Origin of the sequence: Roseburia rectibacter (assembly GCF_014287515.2) — a bacterium.
Lineage (GTDB): Bacteria > Bacillota > Clostridia > Lachnospirales > Lachnospiraceae > Roseburia > Roseburia rectibacter.
On record NZ_CP092473.1, the window covers coordinates 496,724 to 520,535 of the forward strand.

Here is a 23,812-nt window from a genome sequence, read left to right on the forward strand (position 1 = left end):
AAATCTATCCTTTATCAAAAATATCGGTGTTTTAAAGTCCTGCGGTTTCGAGCATGGTGCGTACCCGGTGCAGGTAAGTGTGTTGTTTGGCGACTTTGCAAAAGCCATTTTCGGCAATGTCTTTCCGTTCCTTTTCATGTGACAGGTAATATTCGATCTTGGTTAAAAGGTCTTCTGTTCCGTCGAAGAAATCAAAGTCCTCACCCGGCACAAAGAAATCAAAGAAATCTTCCTGATAATTGCTCAGCAAAAATCCTCCGGCTCCGAGGATGTCCCATGCGCGCAGCGGCATACCGGAACGGATGCTGCGAAGCGTAATGTTGAGGTTGATCTTGCTGTTTTTGAATACATGCGGCATCACATCATAATAATCGACAGCTCCCATATTCTGGATGGAAGGAAGTGCCGGGGTTGGATTATGTGTGTATAATTTGGTGTCAAAACGCTCGGACACGGCTTTTAACAGGTTCTGCCGCTCGATCGACGTGATCTTTCGCGCTAGAAAATAATTGGCATAGACATAGGCATCCGATTCGGTGCCGCCCGGCTGCGTATGGTATTCCAGAGATTTTTTCATGGAGGCGATAATGTCAGGGGTTAAGAGCTCTTCAATAAAGAAATAGCCATTTACCTTCATCTGGGCATCCATAATGGCATTGATGTAGCCTTTGGTGTAGTCATCCAGATCTGTCATGCGGTCTAAAAAGTTATGGGACTCATTATAGAGTGCGCCGACAAAAGAGACATCACTGGATAAAATAGAACGCTTGTCAGAAGGAAGCTGCATGGCACCCAGACGTGCAGTGTTTGCACACAGAGGCAGATAATATATGGTAGTGATCCCCTCTTTGGCAAAATCAAGGTAAAGAGCTTTGTCAAAGAGAAAGATATAGTTACATGGGTTGATCAGCGTGTACGAATACAGGGAAACCAACGGACTGTCATATACAAAAGACAGATATTTTAAGTGATTGCGGTTACATCCGTTTGAAATGGATGGATAGTAGTTGAGCGAGAAAACAAAGTCATAGCAGTCCTGTGCGACAAAGTTGTCGAAAGCGTCATCAAATTCTTTACAACAATATTCGTGCAGTTTTTCATGGTTAAAAAGCTGAACTGTAAATCCCAGTTGCTCAAAAGCATCAATCAGATCCAATTTCCCGAAAGAAGGTGAATCAAGGAAGAGTAATTTCATGATCAATTCTCCAATTATCTTTACTAATTTTTTAGGTGGTCAATATTTCCCGAAAACCCAGCCGTCCGTTTAATTCCACATAGTACAGCGGGTGTAGCGGGAAGCAGTTACCTGCTTGGACAGAAAGTCGGGAACGTCCCCGGTTGAAACGAAATCGGCTCCCTGTGTAAAATATTCAATGGCATCGACGATATCCTTGCAACAGTTCCCGGCATTACTGAAAGTGCGCCAGCCACGTTTTATGTATTCCTCACATGGGATTTCATGTGAGATAACAGCGTCTACGGTGTCACGGAGTTCGGCCTTATGACATTTGATAACATAGTCCATAGGAACGCTTGCTTTGCGGCTTGGAGTTTTATCAGGGATCAACCAGTCAGTTACAGCGATGCTTGGCTTGTTAAGAAGGATTGCCTCTGCCATGACACTTGACTCCTCAGAGACCAGAAGATCACAGAGAGCGATCGCGTTCATGATGCTCTCTTCCTGCTCGATATAATAGACATTGTCATAATGATGTTCGTGCAGTTTACGCATTTCCTCGACATTTGCCTGGATCTCGGGAAGAAAATTCCAGCATGCCTGTTTGATGATCAGGTTGACTTTCAGAGAGGATAATGCCTGTATGAAATCATCTTCCTTGCCGTCATTTTCCCAGGAAGGGGCATAGAGGATTGTGTAGTCATATTTTAGTCCAAGTTCACGGCGAAGTTCAGATGCGCGTTTCTGCAATTCTTCGCCATGTATGGTATCACTCATTGGATAGCCCAGTTCATAGACACCACTGCGGGGATGCGTATAGTAGAAACAGCTGCAATCTGTCCAGCGTTCTGCCCAGGATCTGCCTGGAAGAATTCCAATGTCAAAATTATTCCACCGTTCTACTTCCCAGAGATTTGGCCAAGAGTCACTACCCTGTGCCATATCGTGTAGCAGAATAACAGAAAACTTTGAATTTTCAGGATGGCAGATATGCTGGGAGTAGATACCGATCTCTGCTTTTGCGTATCGGTCTTCTGTAAAATGCACATGAAAACCACGGCGGCTGGCTTCCTCTGCAATGGGCTTAATATTGAAAAACTCTCCACCGCATGTTCCGGAGATAAATGTAATGTCACGGGCAAGAGGCTCTTTCAGAGGAGCAGGAGATGTGGTAGATACATGTGCCGGCGTATTGCAGGAAAGTTGTCCGTTGTCAGACAGAAAACGGATGTACGCTTCGTAGTGAAGCTGTGTTTCAGAGGTATCACGATAATTTTCCAAAAATGTCGAAACGTAAGGTGTGTGCAGATAGCCGATACATGCCGGAAGTAATAATTGGTACAGAAGTGACATGGCACAGATATCAGGTGTTACATGAGCGTCAGACAAAAGGAGTCCCTGTGCATATGCGACAGATAATACCAGTGTTGACGGGGTGCCATACAGATTGACATTTGCATGGATGGAATATTCCAAAAGAAGCTTTCCATCAAGAATTTTATTCTCGAGAGTATCTTCATAAGCGTAATCAGGATGTGCAATGATCTCGCCATCGCTATCTATGTGGTTACGCGTGCAGACAACGGCATTCAATGTCGGTATCTGCTCGAGATGACGGACCATGGATGCGATCCTTGATGCCTCATAGCGTTGGTTCTCTTCCAGAAAGCATAAATATTTGCTGCTACATGTTTTAAGGTAAGTCGTGAGGTCATTGATATAATCTTTGCCGACAAAGTCGATGATTTCAAGATTCTTATAGGGCTCGACTGCAAGATAATCCTCTAACGTAGAGGCACTGACATCAAGGCAGATAAGAGAAACTCTGGGTCCGTTATCATTAAGGAGTGACAGTGTGCAGGAATCAAAGAATTCATCCGCTCCGAAAGAGTTACTGTAAATTTTCAGACATTCGCGGGCTGTCTGAAAATCCTGATTTTCAATGCAGGTGGAGATGAGCTGCATCATCTCTTCTTTTGGTGTTTGCATAGTGTATGACCTCCGATGTGTTATCTGCTAATAGTATAAAAGATTTTAAAAAGATTCGCAATGAAAAGCGGTATGGAATTGCAGGTATATATGTGCGAAAAAATCTGTTGACAGACTAATATTTGTTCCTGAAATGCCGATATTATAAAAGATAACTTATAAGCATCATTTTCGCGAATACACGGAAAGGTAAGGAGTCAGGCATATGGCAGAATTTCCAGAATTCTATTTTAGGGGAGAAGAAAGAGAAGGATTTTACATAGAAGAAATGATGAAACGAGCATGGGCAGCACAAATAGAGGTGCTTGAAATCATAGATCGGATTTGTAAAGAATATGACATACAGTATTTTGCCGACTGGGGAACTTTGCTTGGAACAATCCGGCACAAAGGCTTTATTCCGTGGGACGATGACATTGATATTGTAATGAAAAGAGATGACTATAACCGGTTTTTACGAATCTTTAATGGAGAACGTCCGGATGGATGCTTTTTGCTTAGTATTTATGCGAACGAAGAGTACAACGAGATATTTGCGCGAGTTGTCAATTCAAACTATGTGAATTATACTAAGGAGTATCTGGAACGCTGGCATGGATGTCCTTATGCGGTAGGAGTGGATATTTTCCCATTGGATAAGCTGCCTGTAGATAAAGATGAAGAAGATATACAGTGCAGTATGCTTCGCATGTTAATAAAAGCGATTTATTCAAAAGATGAAACAGAGGAAACGATAAGAATAATAGAAGATATGTGTGGAGTAACTATTGACCGCACGAAAAAGATATGGCATCAGCTACTGCGTGTGGCAGATGGAGTGCTGCAGATGTATAACGATGACGGAGGAGACTATGCAGAACTGATTTATTATTTAAATAGATCGAGCCGTCGCTATAAACAGGAGTGGTATAGTGAAAGTATCCGATTACCGTTTGAGACAAGTGAAATTCCAGTGCCAAAGGAGTATGACGCGGTACTAAGAAATATGTATGGAGATTACGAGAAACCAACGCAATGGACAGATGGTCATAACTATCCATTTTACAAGAAGCAGCAGGCTGTTGTGGATGCAAGACTGGCAAAAGAATAGAAAATGTTTACGGCAATAGAATGGAGGGGAACGAATATGTTTCCCTCCATTTTGTGTTATTTACGCGAGCAACGAGCCAAAGTCTATGATTATTATCAATTACCTGCGAGAGGATAGATCAAAAGATGAGCAATCTCTTTTTTTATAATGGCTTCATATTTTTTCATGAGGACTTCATCCTGAACGGGGTGTCCCTTAGTATCGGTAAGAAGACATTTCCGGCCGGTCAGATCAATGCGAAGGTCAGGCGATACCGGAATGGTGGAGTCCATATAAAAATGAAAATCCTTTCCATGTAAAGCGGCACGGTAAGGGTCACCCGGGAAAATGTTCTGGGAAAACGTATAGTCGCGTTCCTGTTTGCCACCAAATGTAAGGGGCAGATTGGCATCGGTTCCCTCAAAGTGATATGGAATACCGGCTAGTTTACACAGAATAGCAGTATAATCGGCAGTTTCTATCAGCTCATCCGAAACCCGAGGAGAAAGATTGCTACAACGCAGCATAAATGGCACATTGACACGCTGCTCGGAAAGGAAAGGTTTCCCATCTTCCACCATGAAAGCGGTTCCGTGGTCGGAAAACAGTGAGACGATGATCTCTTCATCTTTATAATTGCGTTCCAGATACTGATACAGGATGCCAAGATAAAAATCTAACTCGCGTAACTGCTGGATATAAATTTCCCGGCGGTTAGGGCTGAATGACTGTTTTACCGTCGTTGTGATGTCATTGTCAATATGTCGTGCAGCCAGTGGCAATCTGGACTGCACCGGAAGAGAACACATAAATCCCCCGGCAATATCGTGCAGATCAAGGAAGTCAAACCAGATATACTGACAGGCATCCTTAAAGGTTTCGATCTGTTGGATGACGTCACTGATAACTTCTTTGGTGCGGTATGCCTGGGAGGAATACTGATAGGTAAAGCGGTCAATCCCGCGGATGTATCCCTGCCATGGAGTAACTGCATCGTTTCCACCGATCTTTGCGGTCACATATCCGGCATCGTGAAAATATTCTGACAGGACTTTGGAGTCTTTCATAAAGTCAAAGCGGTAGTCCTCCATAAGGTTCATGTGATGACTGGAATGTTTTCCGGTCCAGTAGGTCGCAATGGACGGCAGAGTCCATTCGGAACCAGAGTAATAATTATTACAGATAATGCCTTTGGAAAAATATCGGAAAGTTTCCGGCATTAGTGTTTCAAGACCGAGATCTTTGACCAGATAATAATTAAAACTATCGATAAAAATGCTTAATACCAGTTTTTTTCGACCGTTTGCATCGGGGTGCGTCAATGGAATTGGGGTGCCAAAAACAGTGGGATAAGCCGTTCGCAGTGCAGTACCATTTTCTACAGGGAGATAGCAGTATTTTTCTCGTGCTGATTCCCGGTAGAATTTTGTTGGATCTTTTGCAGCATCAGTAATGTAATTGGAATTTTTCTGTGTGAGATCATAATTTAGGCAGATGGGAACCAGTACCTTGCCGAGGTCAGCAGGAATGTCATATTTTGTGCTGATATCGGCAATTGGGAATAATTCACATTTGGCATGAATTGGATCCTTGATAAACGAAAAGTTAAAGTATGATTCGTACCAGTTGTCAGCAAGCCCAATATAATATTGTTGCCCATTATAACAGGTAAGTATTTTTCCACACAGACTTTCCTGATAATTCTTAAAAGGGTCCAGTATGGCATAGCGGTGGTTTTGCTCAATACGGGAAAATTCGTTCTCCAAGTCAGTGTCTTCTGCAGCAAGTATTTGAAATTCCTGTTCCCATACAGCCAGTGTCTCATCGTTGATAACTGTTATCCGATATCGCATCTGCACAAACTGGATCATCAGGAACGACTGATAAGCGACGGCGTATTTCCCAAGTGATCTGGCACAGACCATGAAATTATAATTGGCTTCTACATCAAATGGATTGAGGGTAATTGCCGTTTTTGCAAGATCGTAGGCTGCCTGGAAGTCTTCTTTTAGCAGAGCCAGTGAGATTTTGTAAGAAAAAAGATCAAAGTCGGTGGGATTGCAGGCTTCATAACGTGTCAGGCAGGCTTCGATCTCTGGAATGTCCTGCTGTAAGATTGCCTGTTCAAGTTTTTGCTTCATGGGTGGGATGTCCTCTTTTCAAAATTATTTGGATTCAAGAATGTGAAAGGAATCAATATTGTGGATAAAATCACAGATACTACCCTGAAAGCCTTTTTGCGTCAGAATGGCAGTCAGTTCCTGTTCACTTTTTTTATAAAATGGATATTCGTGTGACTGTGTAAATTTGACCGGTACCTGATAGTCTCCATAGTAGGTAGTCAATATTTCATGGTAATGTTTTGGAGCGGCGATCTGGAAACCTTCAAAAGGAAGGTAGATCGTTTCATTATACCATTCTTTTTTCAGAGGATCTTTGTTTTCATAGGGAATACGGAAACATAGATCCAGTTCGTCACATTCACTTTCGTCAAACATGGAAGCAATCGCCTCAAGAAGATGAAATAAAGACCATTTGGTCGTCTCGTTTCGCGGCAGCTTTGTCGCAGTGAGTTCTTCCAGTTCCACAATCCGGGCTTCTTTTGTATCTTCCGGTAAGGTATCAAAATCACGCAAAAGTACGAAAATGCGTCCGAGTAGAAGTTTTTCCAGAAGAAAGGTATCCGGATCTCTTGGAATATAATCAAGAGGAAAAATATCAATGCTTGTTCCGCGGAACGGAAAACCATGAAATCGTCTGATGTAATCTGGAAGAGACCAGTAGGATGGATCTGTTTTTACTGCTGTGTGAATGATGCTGGTCTGTAATCTGCGTGTGGCATCAGCAGCGTGCAGTCCGTCTGTGATAAAGCCTTCCGGTAATTCATCGGGCAGAACGGAAACCAGAGTATTATAGTCACTTCGTTTTAAGCAGATATCAATGTCATCATCCCATGGAACAAAACCCTGATGTCGGACAGCACCGAGCAGTGTACCATAATAAGCAAAGTATTGCAGGTTGTATTTCTCACAGATCTGTGTCACGACTTCCAAAATCTCGATTTCTGTCGCCCAGGCGCGTTTCATCAACTCTGGAACAAGAAAATCGCAGCGATATTCATCTTGAAAAAATTCAGCAGGAAAATTCATATGCATTACTCCTCAAATTGTGATAATATAAGATATAATAAATATATCGGCAAAATAGACGAAACATATATATAATTTTTGTAAAAAAGAATCAACAGAACGGCGATACGTTCAGGAGCGGAGGAAAAAAGATGCAGGCGATTATTCTGGCAGCAGGAATGGGAAAACGTTTGGGGCAATTAACCAGAGAAAATACAAAGTGTATGGTAGAAGTTGGTGGGGTAAGACTGGTGGAGCGTGTTTTGCGTATCCTTGATAAAAAGGGATTATCAAGGATCATTATGGTGGTCGGATACCAGTATGAAAATCTGATGACATTCGTAAACAAACTGGATATCAGTACACCAATCGAATTTATCATCAATGATGTGTACGACAAGACAAATAATATTTTTTCACTGGCTCTGGCGAAGGAACAGCTTGGATGCGAAGACACACTTTTACTGGAGTCTGATCTGATCTTTGAGGAGAGTGTGATTGATCTGCTGCTTGAGGATGAAAGGGACACGCTGGTCCTTGTGGATAAGTTTGAGAACTGGATGGACGGAACCTGTGTTGTGGTAGATGAGGAAGACAATATTCTGGATTTCATTCCAGGCAAGCTGCTAAAATACTCGGAGAAAGCGCATTATTATAAGACTGTTAACATCTATAAACTCAGCGCGGATTTTTCCAGAAATGTCTATGTCCCGTTTCTGGAGGCATATGCCAAGGTAATGGGAAACAACGAATACTATGAGACGGTGATCAAGCTGATCCTGACTCTGGATAAAAACACCTTGAAGGCAAAACGTCTGCACGGCGAACAGTGGTATGAGATAGACGATATTCAGGATCTGGACATCGCAGAACTTTTATTCCTTGAGGATGATGTAGAACGTTATCATACATTAACCTCACGGTACGGTGGATTCTGGCGTTTCCCTCATCTGAAGGACTATTGTTATCTGGTAAACCCGTATTTTCCGACCGAGCGCATGATGAATGAGATGAAGTCAAATTTTGATGTGCTGGTAAGACAGTACCCATCCGGTATGCGGGTCAACAGCCTTCTGGCTGCAAAGAGTTTTTCCGTATCGGAAGAGCATATCGTGATCGGAAATGGGGCGGCAGAGCTGATCAAGGAACTTTTGACTGAGTTAGAGGGAACTGTGGGTGTGATCAGCCCGACATTTGAGGAATACCCACATCGCTGCAATGGCAGATATGTGGTATATGACAGCAGAGAACATGATTTTTCTTATGATGTAGACAGCCTGTGCAGCTATTTTACAGAGCATCCGGTCAGTTCAATGGTTTTGATCAATCCGGATAACCCATCGGGACATTATCTGGATAAAAAAGAGATCAGGAAACTTTTAGACTGGTGTAAGTCAAATGGAACCGCATTGATCTTAGACGAGAGTTTTCTTGATTTTGCGGACGATACCAGTGCATCCATGCTGTCAGAACGCATGATGAAAAAATATCCGAAGCTGTATCTGGTCAAGAGCATTTCCAAATCCTATGGAGTGCCCGGACTGCGGCTGGGTATCCTGGCAAGTTATGATGAAAAGATGATCGCGGTACTAAAGAAAAAAGTGGCGATATGGAATATTAATTCACTTGGAGAATTTTTCATGCAGATACTGGATAAATATAAAGCCGATTATAAACAGTCACTGGTCTGGCTGAGAGAAGAGCGGGCTCTCTTTTATCAGGAACTTTGCAAGATAAAAGGACTTAAGGTATATCCGTCCGCAGCAAATTATTTTATGTGTGAGCTGACAAATGGAAAGCGTAGTGAGGCACTGGCAGCAGAACTGTTAAAAGATAATATCCTGATCAAAGATCTGAGCGGAAAGATTGACAATGGAAAGCAGTATATCCGGATCGCGATAAGAGATCGCGAGGACAATGAGAAGTTACAAAGGGCACTTGCAAAAAGACTGTAAAAGATAACGATGAAATGGAGACAAGAGATGAATGTAGCATTTATTCCAGTGCGGGGAGGAAGCAAATCGATCCCGCTTAAAAACATCAAACCAATGTGTGGAAAGCCACTGGTATATTGGACGGTAGCGGCAGCCTGCGGCTGTGCAAAGATCGACAAAGTATATGTGGCAACGGACAGTGAGAAGATCCGGGAGACACTGCTTGAGGTAAAGCAGCAGGAGGAAAATGAAGCATTTCAGAAACTGGAAGTGATCGGACGAAGCGCGGAGTCTGCTTCGGACACGGCATCGACAGAATTTGCAATGCTGGAGTTTGCGAATGAGCATGCGTTTGACCATATTGTGCTGATCCAGGCAACATCGCCACTTCTGACCGCAGAGGATTTGGACCGGGGATTTGCATTATATGAAGAAGAGGACACCGACAGTGTGCTCTCTGTGGTACGGCAGAAACGGTTTAACTGGAATGTGGCAGAAGATGGAACGGCACAGGCATTAAATTATGATTATTTCCATCGTCCGAGACGACAGGAATTTGACGGATACTGTGTCGAAAACGGGGCATTTTATATCACATCCAAAGAGCGTTTGTGTGAGACAGGAAACCGTATTTCCGGCAAAGTCAAGGCAGTGGAGATGAGTGAGGACACCTTTTTTGAGATCGATGAACCATCTGACTGGCAGATCATTGAAAAAATGCTGGAACGGCGTTTACGTGTGGCACAGGAAAAAACCGGTCAGGACGCAAAAAAAACAATTAAGATGTTTCTGACAGACTGTGATGGCTGTCTGACGGATGGCGGAATGTATTATTCGGAAAACGGGGATGAGTTAAAGAAGTTTTCGACGCTGGACGGTCTTGGGATGCGTCTGATGCGTGAAAAAGGCATCCTTTGCGGGATCGTGACCGGAGAGAATACGAAACTGGTCGCAAGACGTGCAGAAAAACTGCATCTGGATATCCTTAAAATGGGAATAAAAGACAAGTTGGCCGTAGTAAAGGAACTGTGCGGACAGTATGGAATTTCGTTACAGGAAGTGGCATATGTGGGCGATGACATCAATGACAAAGAGCTTTTAGAGGCGGTAGGATTTTCTGCCAGTGTGCCGGGAGCGATGGACGAGGTAAAAGCGATCGTTGATTATGTAACGAAACGCCAAGGAGGAAGCGGCGCAGTCCGCGAAGTGATCGAATGTATTCTGGCGGGACACGAATAAAGTTGTATTAAGGTATTTGAAGAAAAAGCCGATAAATAAATATAGATTTATAAATACTTTACGAAAGGAATGACCGCAAGGTCAGGTGGCAATCATGGAGGATAGCAGAACAGAAAAGCTGGAGGCGTTAGAGACACTTGTTTCCTATAATGACAAAGTTGTTAAAAATGTAGGAATTTTGATTAAAGAATTATCCGGACAGAGACTGGATGATACGGATAAGTTTCTGGATAGTATTCTCAATGCGATAAACTGGGAAATCCAGGTATTGAACGCAACGCTGGATGTGATCAACGAAGGAAAAGAGAGAATCGTCAAAGAGGCTTTCAATGAGAAAGTGATCGCATTGGGGGAGGCAGTAAAAGGAAAAGATGACGCAAAAATGGCAGATGCGTTCCGTGCGTTAGAGCCGGAGCTGGAGAAGCTCGGAGCAGCAGCCAGAGAAGTAATCGGTTAAAGGGAAAGAGTTCATGGTAAATGTTAATACTTTTCGTGAACTCTTTTTGTATTGGATAAAATATGAGTAGAATCTTGATCATGTCAGACATTCATGGAAATTTGTCTGCATTAAATAAAATCTGGGAAACAGAAAAAATAGAGGAATTTGAAGGTATTGTGTTGTTAGGCGATTTGATCGACTATGGACCACATTCCAATGAAGTGGTGGAAAAGTTAAAGAACCTGCCAAAACACAAGATCCTGGTAAATATCTGGGGAAATCATGAAAAGGCAGTCGTGGATGGAGACGATTCGAGATTTTCCAGCGAACGTGGGAAAAAGTGTGCAGCACATACCAGAAAGATGCTGACAACGCAGACCATGCAGTATCTGGAAAACGAGATGGACAAGAGCGGCCACATGGAATTTGAGCTGGCAGGGAAAAAATGTCTGGCAGTCCATGGTTCGGCTGTTGATTTCTTCTGGAAGAGCATTTCTCATGGGGAGGATCAGGAAACGTATAAAAAATACGATTATGTCTTTTCCGGACATTCCCATATCCCGCATTATTTTGAACATTTTTATCCGGCAGAATGTAAGGAATACCGGAACCGGAAAAAAACCGTGTTCCTTAATCCGGGTTCTGTTGGACAGCCACGTAATCATAATGCAAATGCACAGTATGCCATATTGGAACCGGAGACGATGAGCGTTCAGATGAAAGCAGTTTCCTATGACATAGAGCATGAGATAGCGGCATTTTCGGATGAAGTGGATTCTTTTTACAAAGAGAGACTAAGGATAGGTGTATAGAAATGAAAAAAGTGTATTTGTGCATGTCTACTGATATTATTCAGACAGGACATATCAATGTAATAGAAAAAGCAGCGGAGCTTGGCGAGGTAACCGTCGGGGTTTTAAGTGACAAGTATGTTGCAATGTATGAGAAATATCCGATACTTCCGTTGGAAGAACGTATGAGGATCATTCAGAATATCAAAGGTGTATCAAAGGTCGTTGTCCAGAATGATATCTATTATGATGAGACCATTCGGGAATTAAAGCCGGATATCGTAATCCACGGAGATAACTGGACCGATGGATATCAGAAAGCGGTCAGAGATCGTGTTATTGAGGTGTTAGCTGAGTGGGGTGGCGAACTGATTGAAATCCCATATTATAAAAGCTCAAATCTGCATCTGTTTGAAAATGCGATGAGTGAGAGCCGTGGACTTCCAGAGGTAAGAAGACAGGTATTGCGCCGGAAGATCTGCTCCGGAGAAGTGTTTAAAGTCATGGTCGCATATGACGGATTGAGCGCGCTGCTCGTTGAAAAAACAAGTATTGAAAAGGATGGAGAAAGAAGACAGTTCGACGGCATCTGGATTTCAAGCCTCTGCGATTCTACTGCAAAGGGAAAACCTGACATTGAACTGGTCGATCTGACATCCAGACTTAATTCCGTAAATGATATCATGGAAGTAACAACAAAACCGATCATTTTCGATGCGGATACGGGCGGACTGGTAGAACATTTTGTCTACAACATCAAGACACTGGAGCGTATGGGTGTTTCCGCAGTAATTATTGAGGACAAGATCGGATTAAAGAGAAACTCCCTGTTGGGCAATGATGTGGAACAGCATCAGGACAGCATCGAACATTTCTGTGAGAAGATCAGAGAAGGCAAAAAGGCGATCGGATCAAGTGCGTTTATGCTGATCGCCAGAATCGAAAGCCTGATACTGGATCAGGGAGTAGACGATGCGTTAGAGCGTGCAAAAGCATATGTGGAAGCAGGCGCGGATGGTATTATGATCCATTCCCGTGCAAAGACTCCGGATGAGATCTTCGAATTTGCAGACCGCTTCAGAGAAACGGATAAAGATACAGCGATCGTTGTGGTACCGACGACATACAATCAGGTAAGAGAGAGCGAATTTAAGGAGCACAAGATAAATGTGGTTATTTATGCAAACCATATGTTACGGGCAGCATTTCCGGCAATGCAAAAAGTAGTCACCTCTGTTCTGGAAAATGAGAGATGCTATGAGGCAAGTCAGGACTGCATGTCGATCAAAGACATTTTATCTTTGGTTCCGGTAGAATAAAGTTACAGTAATGAGAGAAGGCAGCGTATGAAGAAATTATATGTAATAAGTGGAATGACAGGAATGACAGGCAACGAGCTTGCACGCCAGATCGTAAAACGGGGCGATGATGTGATCGGTTTTGATAATTTTTTTGCATCATCCACAGAAACGATTAAGGATGTGATCGATTCGGAACACCTGGAATTTTTTGAAGGCGATATTAATAACGATGCACAGATGAAAGAACTGGAAGAAAAGGTAACCGCAAGAAAAGCAGAGTATGAAAAGGTGATCTACATCAACTGTGCAGCAGTCGTACATACCGAACATTTTTATCATGTTGACCGGACATTTGAGACGAATGTGATCGGAATGAAAAAGTTTTTGGAGCAGGCGATCCGTGTCGGGGCAGACAGTTATATCAACTGTTCCACATCAGAGGTTTATTCGATGGCATCCTGGAAAGAGGGCGGCGTAAAAGAGGATGATTTCCTGCTTCTGGCAACAGCAGAACACAGCCAGAGGACCAGTTACGCAACCGGAAAGCTTCTGACAGAATTTTTTATGAAAGATGCGGTAGAGCGTGGAATGATAAAGGGATGTTCCCTTCGTTTTGCCAATGTTTACAGTAAAAATGAGCTGCTGGCAAAACATGTGATCCCGCATGTCATTACCAGTCTGATGGAAGATGGAAAAGTAACTCTGTTAGAAAATTCCAAAGTAAATAAAAGAACTTTCCTTCATAATATTGACAGCTGTGCAGCAGTGCTTGCCGTTGCAGACACAGATGCGGCTCTGGACGGAACTGTTTATAATGTGGCAACGGAGCAGGAAGTTTCCATGATCGAACTGGTAGATGTATGTGCGAAAGCGATCGGGATTGAAAAACCGGAAATTATTTTTGAAGGATATCGTGAATCCGATCCGCAGAGACGTGTATTATCTGCTGCAAAGATAAAGGCGCGTACGGGATGGAAACCGACGATCACGTTGGAACAGGGCATCAAAATGTGTGTAGATTACAGAAGACAGGTGGAAGGAAAGTAAATGAAAACGGTTATAGTTGCAGTTGCGGGCATGTCGAGCCGATTTAATCAGGATATGGCAGAACCGGTGTTGAAAGGGATTTACACAGAGGGTGATGTCCGTAAGACACTGTTATATTCCATCTTAAGAAAATGCAAAGGGTTTGACCGGGTAGTACTGGTAGGAGGATACCAGTACGAGAAACTGGTTGAATATGTATCTGCCTGTAAGGAGGATTTTCCATTTCAAATCCAGATGGTATACAATCCAAACTATCAGGAATTTGGAACCGGTTATACATTAAAGCTGGGGCTGGAACAATGTCTGCAGGATAACAGTTCAGAAATTACCCTGATCGAGGGCGATCTGTTTTTTGATGAGGCATCCCTGGATGATGTAAAAAGATCAACGCGGAGTGTTGCTACCTATAACAATAAAACGATCTACAGCAACAAAGCAGTGATCGCATACATAAACGAGGCGCATGAACTGAAATATAAATTTAGCACCAAGCATGGATCGGTGGAGATCACAGAGCCATTTCTGGCAATTTATAATTCCGGACAGATCTGGAAATTTGCTGATACAGACGTTGTGAAGCAGCTGGTATCAGACAGCCCGGAGACGATGTGGCAGGGAACAAATCTTAAGTTTATTGAGGAATATTTCCATCAGATCAGTGAGGAGGAAAGAGAGCTGCTTCCTCTTAAAACATGGGAAAACTGCAATACGAAAGCAGATTATTTAAAATACGAAGAACAGTTGTAAGGGTAAGACAGATGAACAAAGAGGAAAGTTCGAAGAAGATAAAAGTTGCCTTTTTCCCGTATAAAATTTCGATGTGGGATTCTCTGGAGAGCATATGGGAAGCTGCAGACCGGGATGAAAGCTGTGAATGTCAGGTCATACCGATACCATACTATTCCAAAAACACAGATGGGGAGATTGAAAAAGAACATTATGAGGGAGCGGCGTTTGCTAAAAAAGTTCCGATCATAGATTATCAGACCTATTTTTTGGAACAGGAAATGCCGGATGTTATGTATATCCACAATCCCTATGACCAGTACAATAAAGTAACGATGGTGCATCCGCGTTTCTTTTCCACAGAACTGAAAAAAGGCGGAGGTATCTTGGTATATGTACCGTATTATATTTCAGGGTTTTGTGAAAAATACGAAAATATGTTACCGGTCTGTGCCAATATGGGAGCAGTATACAGTGATTACCTTATCCTGCAGAGTGAAAATCTGAAAAATGCGTACGCATTTTGCGGTTACCCGGAAAGAAGACTGCTGGTATTAGGAAGCCCTAAGGTAGATGCTGTCTATAAGATCGGGGAAAAACAGTTTTCCAAAATAGATGAGTGGAAGCTAGTGACAGAAAATCGCAAAGTGATCCTGTTAAATACGAGTATTACCACCTGCCTGACAAATGCCAGCTGGCTGGAACAGATCCAGAAACTGATCGAACCGATCTTGCAGGATAACAGGCTGGCATTGATCTGGCGTCCGCACCCGCTGTTACTTGATACGATGAGATCAATGTTACAAAAGCAGGCGGAATATGACACGCTGTTGGAGCGCATCCGGAAAGCACCAAATGCCATGATCGATGACAGTGATACGGCGGAAGCGGCAATGAAAGCATCGGATGCCATGATCAGCGATTACAGCTCACTGGTAATGCAGTATAATTTCACCGGCAAACCGTCCTATTTACTGACCGGGAAAAGCGAAAATCGTAAGGATTGTGTTTTTTGTGATTATTTTTCAAACTATTTCAGAGAAGATGGAGAGAATCTTTCTGATTTTTTAAATATGGTATTGGCTGGCATTGATCCAAAGCAGCAGGAACGAATGGAATATGCAAGAAGTTCAATGGCAAATACCGATGGAACCTGTGGTGAAAAAGTTCATCGCGAGATATGCAAAAAAGTAATGACAGGAGCGAACAGATAATATGGAAGAAATCAAGATTACAGAAGAACAGCGGGAGCGGATCAGAAAAATCCAGTTGGAAATGCTAAGGGAAGTACATCGGATTTGTGAAGAAAACCATATCAAATATGTGTTGGGATATGGAACCATGCTTGGTGCAGTAAGGCATAAGGGATTTATCCCATGGGATGATGATGTGGATATTTTAATGCTACGTAAAGATTATAGAAGATTTCGCGAGGCATGCAAAAAAGAACTGCCCCCAAAATATTTCCTTCAGGATGAATGTTCCGATGAATATTACCTCTGGGGATATTCCAAGCTGCGCAATTTGAATACAACTTATGTCCGTTGCGGACAGGAGCATATTCCATATAAAAATGGAGTATTTATCGATATCTTTCCTCTGGATAATGTGCCGTGGTTTTTACCATTCCGTATTTTGCAGGATGCATATGGTTTTGTACTGAGAAAAATGTTGTGGGCAAAGGTTGGAAAAAATACCGAGAAAAATCCACTGGTACGTCTGGTATACAAAATATTGGCACCAATTCCCAAAAGCACCATATATAAGTTGCGCAATGTGATGGTACATAAGGGAAATAAGGTTTCAGACAGAGTCCGCTGTCTGCTGTTTACGGCACCGGGAAAAGAGGAGAATAAAAAGGTCAACAGTCTGTATTCCAGATACGGATTTAAAAGGGACTGGCTGTTAGATCGTGAAAAATATGTCTTTGAGGGAGAAGAATTCTGGGGAACCAGGGCCTATGACGATTGTTTGTCATACGTATATGGCGATTATATGAAACTTCCACCAGAAGAAAAGAGAGTGGGACATGCGCCAGTATCTAAACTAGAATTAAATCAGGAGGGACTGTGATCAATGGATAAATCATACTGGGATACATTTTATGCAGCAAATAAAGGAGTGAATGAGCCGTCATTATTTGCAAGATGGGTACTTGAGCAGGTAGAAACAGACAAAAAAATTGTAGATATGGGTTGTGGAAACGGACGGGACAGTATCTATTTCATGGAAAACGGGATGCAGGTCTATGCAGTAGATGCTTCCGATGTTGCAACCGAGCATATTGCGCAGGTTTATGCCGGAAAAATAAATGTGGAAAACAAAGACTATGTCAGCTATCTGGGAGAGAGAAGCGAAGAGTTTGATTATCTCTACAGCAGATTTACCATCCATGCTATTTTAGAGGAAGAGCAGGAATGTTGTATAAAAAATGCTTATAAAGCATTAAAACCAGGCGGAAAATTTTTCATAGAAGTAAGATGCGTAAAGGATGAGTTGTTTGGAAAAGGAACTCTGGTGGCAAAAAATACATACTTCTATAATGGACACAACAGAAGATTCATCGAAAAGGAAGAATTAGCACAGCAGTTGACCGAAACCGGCTTTCAGGTTATCTATGCAGAAGAAAAAACCGGATTTGCACCATTTGGGGATTCGGACCCGGTTGTACTCCGTATGGTTGCGGTAAAATAATAAAAAGCCTAAGGAACGGAGCATAACAAGGCGGCTTAGGATAGATTCAAGGATGAGGTGAAAGAAAATGAAGGATCTGGAAACCAGATTACAGCTTGTAAAAAAACATATTGAAGACAATAACATTACCGTGATGATCTTAGGACTGGGAAGCGTGGGAACCTATCTTTTGGATTTTCTGACCAGTAGAAACGACGCATCAATGAAACTTGTCGTGGTCGGAAGAAATGCAGAGAAGCTGGAAAACAATGCGAATATTGTCCGCATCAGTGCATTGATCCGTCATGTGAATCGCTCGCAGATCATCATTGAGAGCGGAGTGGATTTTGATGAAGTCGGACAGGTGGCAGAATGTATCAAAAAGTATCAACCTGATTTTATTGTCAATTCAAGCCGTGTGTATTCAGGATTGAAGTATGGCAGTATTTCATGGAAAAATTTACGTGCGTATGGTATCTGGTCTCCGTTAGCGATCAAGTATATCAAAAATATCATGAAAGCATGTGAAATCGCTGATCTGAACGGAATTGTAATTAATACATCTTATTCTGATGCCGTAATTCCATGGTTAAAAACGGCAGGACAGCCATATCCTGATTTCGGAAGCGGCAATATGAACCATCTGGTACCGCGGATCAAATATGCAGTTGCCGAGATCAAAGAGATCCCGGACTTCTGGAATGTGGATGTGATGTTTGCAACAGCACATTTCCATGATGTCGTGATCAGTAAAGAGGGACAGACAGAGGAAGTTCCACAGCTGTTAAAGGTATTTTATCAGGGGAAAGAACTGGATATCGATCAGAATGATATTTTTGCACGGTGTAAAATAACAATGCCGACTGACGAAAAACGAAATATGATGAACGCATCCAGCAATTACGATATTATCTGTTCCATTATCGATGCTGTAAGAGAGAGCGACAGCAGAAAAATATTCTCTCCGGGTGTATTTGGAGAAATCGGTGGTTATCCGGTCAGAATCGATGCAACGGGAGATAAGTTACAGGCATACATTGATGAATCGGTATTTACCTTAGAGCAGATGAGGGAAGCAAACCGCAAGTCGATCGCTCTGGACGGTGTTGAAAATGTAGAAGATGGCAGCCTGACCTACACAGATGATCTGGTACGGAAAGTAGCAGATGTGTTTGACGTTCGTCTGCCTAAGACAGTAGCATTTGAAGAAATCGATCAGACCGCAGCCTATATTATCGATAATATCATTGTTCCGCAGCTGAATAAAAAGTAAAGGACCATAAAAATATGAAAGTAGAATCATTTGTAGAGGAAATAAGATCTCTGGGAATAGAAACGATAGCAGGAGTACCGGATTCGGCATTACAACCACTTTGCTACTATCTGAATGCAGGAGAATGTGGATTTCACCATTTTGTTCCGGCAAATGAGGGAGCTGCGGTTGGTATTGCGATCGGAAATTATCTGTCCACCGGAAAACCGGCATGCGTATATATGCAGAACAGCGGAATTGGAAATATTGTAAATCCGGTAACCTCACTTGCAAATAAAGCGGTGTACGATATTCCGATTTTATTTGTTGTTGGATGGCGTGGAGAACCGGGAAAGAAAGATGAACCGCAGCATCGGTTTATGGGAGAGATCACAACAGGTATTTTAGATGTGTTAGACATACCAAATGCGATACTTTCGGCTGAAATGACTGAGCAGGAAATAAAAAATATTTTTAAAAATGCCAAGGAAGCACTTTCCGAAAATAAGCAGTTTGCAATTATTGTAAAGCGGGATGCACTGGAAGCAGGGGTAAAGAACGCATACCAGAATGATTATACCCTTTGCAGGGAAGATGCGATTTCCGAGATCATAAAAGAGGTTGATGCAAATGATGTCATTGTATCGACGACAGGTAAAATTTCCAGAGAAGTGTATGAACAGTGCGACAAGCAGCTGGGACATCACAAGCAGGCATTTCTGACCGTTGGTGGAATGGGACATGCCGGTATGATCGCATATGGGATTGCACAGAACAGGACAGATAAAAAGGTATACTGTATCGAGGGAGATGGAGCGGTGCTGATGCACATGGGGGAACTCGCATTTCTGGCGAAACAGCAGCCGAAAAACTTTATCCATATCTGTCTGAACAACGAGGCGCATGAGTCTGTTGGAGGAATGCCAACCGGAGCAGTTGGGATCGACTTTTACAAGACAGCACGGGAATGTGGGTATTCCTATGTGGCAAGTGTAGACAATATAGAGGATCTGCAAAAGCAGCTGCAATACATTGCGGGCATAGAGGGACCTGTATTCCTTGAGGTAAAGGTAAAAATAGGAGCCAGAGCAGATCTGGGCAGACCGAAAGAGAGCGCGGTCGAAAATAAAGAGAATTTTATGAAGTATCATTTTCCTGAGGTAGTGGACTAGAAAGAGGAAAAGCATGGAATTTCCAGAGGATTTTTTCAAAAAAGAATGCAGATGCGGCTTTGAAGTGCCGGAGATGATGAAACGTGCATGGGCAGCGCAGATGGAAGTACTTGAAGTTGTGGGTAAGGTTTGTGAAAAGCATCATTTACAGTATTATGCGGACTGGGGAACTTTACTTGGAGCGATCCGTCATAAGGGATTTATTCCATGGGATGACGATATTGATATCTGTCTGAGACGAAAAGATTATAATGAACTGATCCGCGTTCTGCCAAAGGGGCTTCCACATGGATTTGTTGTGGCGGGAATGTACGCAGCTTCTGAAAGACTTCAAAATGCAGCGTATGTACCGCAGCTGCGTGTGATCGCGGATGAAACGCTGTGGGATTTTAATTCCTATATGCGCAGATTTCATGGCTTCCCATACCAGAGAGTCGGGATTGACATTTTTCCGATGGATCGCATGCCGGAAGATCTGGAAACGGCAAAGCTGCAGAAGGAGGTCATCCGTCAGGGAATTGCAATATTAAGAGAATGGGATCGTCTGCAGGAAAGCGGGCAATTACAGGGATATTTAAAAGGATATGGCGAACTTTGTAATGTGGAGATCCCTCAGAGAGATGATCTTAAAAACTGGATGTGGCGATTGATCGATGCACTGTGCAGCCTGTATCAGGATGATGACACAGAGTTTATTACGAATTGGAATGTGTGGATGGCAAAGCCACGTTTATACCGTGTAAAAAATGAATGGTTTGACGAGATGCGTTATGTGCCATTTGAGCATGTGCGCATCCCGGTACCGGGGAATTATGATGAGGTGTTAAAGGCTCAGTTTGGCGATTATATGACACCAAGTCAGGTAAAAGGCGGTCATGATTATCCGTTTTATGCTGAAATGGAGAAAGAGCTTGTAAAACAGATAAGAGCGGTGGGCTTCATGGGAAGCGTAGAAGAATTTTGTGAGAAAGTTTCGACAGGCGAACTCCAGGTATAATGGAGTTACTCTGAATAATGTTTTCTCACAAAATCATCAATACTTCCGGTATATCCATGAGCATCCAGATAGTTTCTTAATGCATGTTCTTCGGTTTTGTAAAAAGGATAGGTGTGCGTTTGAACAGTTATGACCGGGTTTCTGTAATCACCGTAGCGGTTGGTAAGGATCTCGTCATACTGTTTTGGCACAGTAACCATAATATTTTCGAATGGGACGGTAATCGCCTCAGCAAACCATTCTTTTGGGGTGGCGATCTGGCGGTCATTTGTAAACCAGAAACCGTCTTTGGCAATGTCATTGCCGTCGTTTTCCTGATATAACGCGCGGATGGAATCCGAGAGCTGTATCAGAGTGCGAAGAATATTTGCATCACGTGCAATGTGGGTACTGCATAGCGATTCGATCTCTTTTACATTTTCTTCCCTTGTGATCTCGTTGGTTTTCTCCCAGTTGCGGACACAGAACACGATTTTCTGAACCAGGTACTGTTGAAGGGAACTCAGTTCGGGATCATCCGGGAGATAATCAAGCGGGAAGATATCGATCCCCATATTACGATACGGAAAGCCGTGAAAACGCTGCATATAATCTGAAAGCTTCCAGTCGGACGAAACCGTTGCAACGACAGACTGGCAGGTTGGCAAAAACAATTTATCTGTTTGGGCATAAGGTCCGGCGAGTGCGATCCCATTTGGAAGTTCAGAAGGAAGGACGCGGATCAGCTTGTTGTAATCAGGCCGTTTGAGAGCAATATCCACATCATCATCCCATGGAATGAAGCCCTTGTGGCGTATTGCGCCAAGCAGTGTGCCATATTCAGCAAAATAGGTAATATCATATTTATTGCAGATATCGATGATGATCTGCAGTAATTCAAGCTTTGCCGCCCAGGCGCGCTTCATCATCTGCGGAACTAAAAAACCATTGCGATATTCGTCTTGGAAAAAGTTTTCAGGGAAAATCATAATAGGGGACTCCTTTAAGGAATAAAAAATACTATTAAATATATCGGCTGAAATAAATGAAAAATGATACATATTATGAATGAAAAGTCTAATCCCCCAGCTATGCTGGGGAGAATGGAATAGCTGGAAGCGGTGAGAATATCAATAAAAAACCTCCTGTGATATATTAAGAATGGTGTCGCAAGCCAAACTTAATCACAGGAGGTGGTCCATATGGACAATAAAAGTTTATCACACACAAAATGGAAATGCCAATATCACATTGTATTTATTCCGAAATACAGAAAGAAAATTTTGTATGGAAGAGTGAGAAATGATGTGAGAGAAATAATAAGCACGTTATGTAAATACAAAGATGTGGATATTATAGCAGGAGCAGTTTGCGTGGATCATATACATTTAAGTGTAGCTATTCCACCTAAAATTAGCATTGCAAATTTTATGGGATACTTAAAAGGGAAAAGTACATTAATGCTTTATGATAGACATCCAGAATTGCAAAGTAAATGGGATAAAGCATTTTGGGCAAGAGGGTATTATGTAGAAACAATTGGTAATATCACAGATGAAGCAGTACAAAAGTATATAAAAGAGCAGGCAGAGGAATCAAGGAAAGAAGATTCAAGAAGTACCGCTTTATAGCGGACCGGTAAAAGTGCTTGCGATACCGCCCTTTTGGGCGAGCAGTAAAAATGCCCTTTTGAGGGCTAATACCAAACCACCAGTTGAACTGGTGGTTGCTGACTTAGAAAATTTGCGGGGAAGATTAAGAAAAAGAGGGCAAATGCCGATACACTATATAGCTAATTATCAAGGAAGATGATTACAGAGATACAAGCGGTAGCGTATCTTTGGAAAAAAAGGACACGGAGGGAAATATGGGCAGAATAGTTGTAAACCATAACATGCAGTCGATGTATCAACATCGGCAGTTGAAGATTAATACAGAAAATGTAGACAAATCTTCAGAAAAACTTGCATCTGGTTACAAGATCAATCATGCAAATGATGAGGCGGCAGAGCTTACAGTATCTGAAGCGATGAGAAACCAGATCAGAGGTTTGAACAAGGCATCCAATAATATTCAGGATGGAATTGGTTTGGTTCAGACAGCAGATGCGGCATTGGAAGAGACCCAGACGATATTGGATCGTATGGTAGAACTGACAACACAGGCTGCAAATGATGTGAACACCGAGGAAGATCGTAAGGCAATCCAGGACGAGATCGATCAGTTGAACAAAGAGATCGACCATATTGCTTATGACACCAATTTTAACCAGAATTACATGCTTGCAGAGGGAACGCCAAAAGCGAAACCAGGATTTTTTTATGTTCAGACAGGTTCTCTGGCAGAACAGAGTATTATCATCAATTTTGTAAATGCGAGCAAGGAAAGTCTTGGTGTAGATAAGGTTGATGTATCGAATCATGAAAAGGCATCAGAATCGATCACCATGGTGCAGGATGCGATTGAGAAAGCAGCAGGATGGAGAGACGATTTTGGAGCAGTCTGGGAGCAGTTAGCGCGTGCGGTAAAAAATGCAGATTACACATCCCAGAATACACAGCAGTCCGAGAGCAATATTCGTGATACTGACATTGGTGATGAAATTCTGGGATATACCACAAACCAGATCCTGGTAAATGCGTCACAGAGTCTGTTGGCACAGTATAATAGCAGTAAGGATGCGGTTCTGGTATTATTAAGGTAATATAGTTAGAGATGGGATAACAGCGGTTGATTAATATATGTCATGTTGATCAACTGCTATTATTTTTTAGGGGTAAAGTGTGAGCTTGTGAAACCGCAGAATGATCTGTACTGGAACAATAAACCTGAATTATTCACAGCAAAGCCGTGAACGTGGCTGAAAGCCACATAGCTGCTGTATTTTAATTGCACATTG

At 42.5% G+C, this 23,812-nt stretch carries 21 protein-coding genes; 16 read left to right on the forward strand and 5 right to left on the reverse strand.

Annotated features, from left to right (window positions below):
- Positions 1 to 31: 31 nt before the first annotated feature.
- Both H8S51_RS02345 and H8S51_RS02350 read right to left on the reverse strand, forming a co-directional pair.
- Positions 32 to 1,195 carry a CgeB family protein gene (locus H8S51_RS02345; protein ID WP_186899956.1) on the reverse strand — a complete coding sequence of 388 codons (1,164 nt, stop codon included), beginning with the start codon at positions 1,193 to 1,195 and terminating at the stop codon, positions 32 to 34.
- Between the two features lie 69 nt (positions 1,196 to 1,264).
- Complete coding sequence (locus H8S51_RS02350; protein WP_186899957.1) at positions 1,265 to 3,166, reverse strand: CDP-glycerol glycerophosphotransferase family protein; 1,902 nt, start codon at positions 3,164 to 3,166, stop codon at positions 1,265 to 1,267.
- Between the two features lie 205 nt (positions 3,167 to 3,371).
- Here H8S51_RS02350 and H8S51_RS02355 point away from each other — a divergent pair, with 205 nt between their 5' ends.
- Positions 3,372 to 4,256, forward strand: coding sequence for a LicD family protein (locus H8S51_RS02355; protein ID WP_186899958.1), 885 nt, complete (start codon positions 3,372 to 3,374; stop codon positions 4,254 to 4,256).
- A gap of 95 nt (positions 4,257 to 4,351) precedes the next feature.
- On the opposite strand, the gene H8S51_RS02360 is transcribed toward H8S51_RS02355, so the two are convergent.
- Positions 4,352 to 6,376 (reverse strand): sulfatase-like hydrolase/transferase, encoded by a 2,025-nt coding sequence (locus H8S51_RS02360; RefSeq protein ID WP_186899959.1) that lies wholly within the window; start codon positions 6,374 to 6,376, stop codon positions 4,352 to 4,354.
- 24 nt (positions 6,377 to 6,400) lie between these two features.
- Positions 6,401 to 7,384 (reverse strand): LicD family protein, encoded by a 984-nt coding sequence (locus H8S51_RS02365; RefSeq protein ID WP_186899960.1) that lies wholly within the window; start codon positions 7,382 to 7,384, stop codon positions 6,401 to 6,403.
- Between the two features lie 131 nt (positions 7,385 to 7,515).
- On the opposite strand from H8S51_RS02365, the gene H8S51_RS02370 reads away from it, so the two are divergent.
- From H8S51_RS02370 to H8S51_RS02430, 13 genes are all read left to right on the forward strand, one after another.
- Positions 7,516 to 9,318 (forward strand): aminotransferase class I/II-fold pyridoxal phosphate-dependent enzyme, encoded by a 1,803-nt coding sequence (locus H8S51_RS02370; RefSeq protein ID WP_186899961.1) that lies wholly within the window; start codon positions 7,516 to 7,518, stop codon positions 9,316 to 9,318.
- 27 nt (positions 9,319 to 9,345) lie between these two features.
- Positions 9,346 to 10,536 (forward strand): acylneuraminate cytidylyltransferase, encoded by a 1,191-nt coding sequence (locus H8S51_RS02375; protein ID WP_186899962.1) that lies wholly within the window; start codon positions 9,346 to 9,348, stop codon positions 10,534 to 10,536.
- A 94-nt stretch (positions 10,537 to 10,630) separates the two neighbouring features.
- Complete coding sequence (locus H8S51_RS02380) at positions 10,631 to 10,993, forward strand: molecular chaperone (protein WP_186899963.1); 363 nt, start codon at positions 10,631 to 10,633, stop codon at positions 10,991 to 10,993.
- Positions 10,994 to 11,055: 62 nt separating this feature from the next.
- Complete coding sequence (locus tag H8S51_RS02385) at positions 11,056 to 11,787, forward strand: metallophosphoesterase family protein (RefSeq protein WP_186899964.1); 732 nt, start codon at positions 11,056 to 11,058, stop codon at positions 11,785 to 11,787.
- A gap of 2 nt (positions 11,788 to 11,789) precedes the next feature.
- On the forward strand, positions 11,790 to 13,085 hold the full coding sequence (gene aepX, locus H8S51_RS02390) for a phosphoenolpyruvate mutase (protein WP_186899965.1): 1,296 nt from the start codon (positions 11,790 to 11,792) through the stop codon (positions 13,083 to 13,085).
- Positions 13,086 to 13,112: 27 nt separating this feature from the next.
- Positions 13,113 to 14,114, forward strand: coding sequence for an NAD-dependent epimerase/dehydratase family protein (locus H8S51_RS02395; protein WP_186899966.1), 1,002 nt, complete (start codon positions 13,113 to 13,115; stop codon positions 14,112 to 14,114).
- Positions 14,115 to 14,861 (forward strand): DUF6564 domain-containing protein, encoded by a 747-nt coding sequence (locus H8S51_RS02400; protein WP_186899967.1) that lies wholly within the window; start codon positions 14,115 to 14,117, stop codon positions 14,859 to 14,861.
- 11 nt (positions 14,862 to 14,872) lie between these two features.
- Positions 14,873 to 16,054, forward strand: coding sequence for a CDP-glycerol glycerophosphotransferase family protein (locus H8S51_RS02405; RefSeq protein ID WP_186899968.1), 1,182 nt, complete (start codon positions 14,873 to 14,875; stop codon positions 16,052 to 16,054).
- 1 nt (position 16,055) lies between these two features.
- Positions 16,056 to 16,913, forward strand: a complete 858-nt coding sequence (locus H8S51_RS02410) for a LicD family protein (protein ID WP_186899969.1) — start codon at positions 16,056 to 16,058, stop codon at positions 16,911 to 16,913.
- Between the two features lie 3 nt (positions 16,914 to 16,916).
- The gene (locus H8S51_RS02415) at positions 16,917 to 17,534 is read left to right on the forward strand and encodes a class I SAM-dependent methyltransferase (RefSeq protein WP_015521092.1); all 618 of its coding nucleotides are present in this window, start codon (positions 16,917 to 16,919) and stop codon (positions 17,532 to 17,534) included.
- Positions 17,535 to 17,601: 67 nt separating this feature from the next.
- Positions 17,602 to 18,786 (forward strand): saccharopine dehydrogenase NADP-binding domain-containing protein, encoded by a 1,185-nt coding sequence (locus tag H8S51_RS02420; RefSeq protein WP_015521093.1) that lies wholly within the window; start codon positions 17,602 to 17,604, stop codon positions 18,784 to 18,786.
- Positions 18,787 to 18,800: 14 nt separating this feature from the next.
- On the forward strand, positions 18,801 to 19,937 hold the full coding sequence (gene aepY, locus H8S51_RS02425) for a phosphonopyruvate decarboxylase (protein ID WP_186899970.1): 1,137 nt from the start codon (positions 18,801 to 18,803) through the stop codon (positions 19,935 to 19,937).
- Between the two features lie 13 nt (positions 19,938 to 19,950).
- On the forward strand, positions 19,951 to 20,934 hold the full coding sequence (locus H8S51_RS02430; RefSeq protein WP_015521094.1) for a LicD family protein: 984 nt from the start codon (positions 19,951 to 19,953) through the stop codon (positions 20,932 to 20,934).
- 5 nt (positions 20,935 to 20,939) lie between these two features.
- On the opposite strand, the gene H8S51_RS02435 is transcribed toward H8S51_RS02430, so the two are convergent.
- A complete protein-coding gene (locus H8S51_RS02435; RefSeq protein ID WP_015521095.1) occupies positions 20,940 to 21,902 on the reverse strand; it encodes a LicD family protein in 963 nt (320 codons plus the stop codon).
- 213 nt (positions 21,903 to 22,115) lie between these two features.
- Here H8S51_RS02435 and tnpA point away from each other — a divergent pair, with 213 nt between their 5' ends.
- Positions 22,116 to 22,544 (forward strand): IS200/IS605 family transposase, encoded by a 429-nt coding sequence (gene tnpA, locus H8S51_RS02440; RefSeq protein ID WP_055194389.1) that lies wholly within the window; start codon positions 22,116 to 22,118, stop codon positions 22,542 to 22,544.
- Positions 22,545 to 22,780: 236 nt separating this feature from the next.
- Complete coding sequence (locus tag H8S51_RS02445; protein ID WP_207724050.1) at positions 22,781 to 23,617, forward strand: flagellin N-terminal helical domain-containing protein; 837 nt, start codon at positions 22,781 to 22,783, stop codon at positions 23,615 to 23,617.
- Positions 23,618 to 23,812 lie beyond the last annotated feature (195 nt).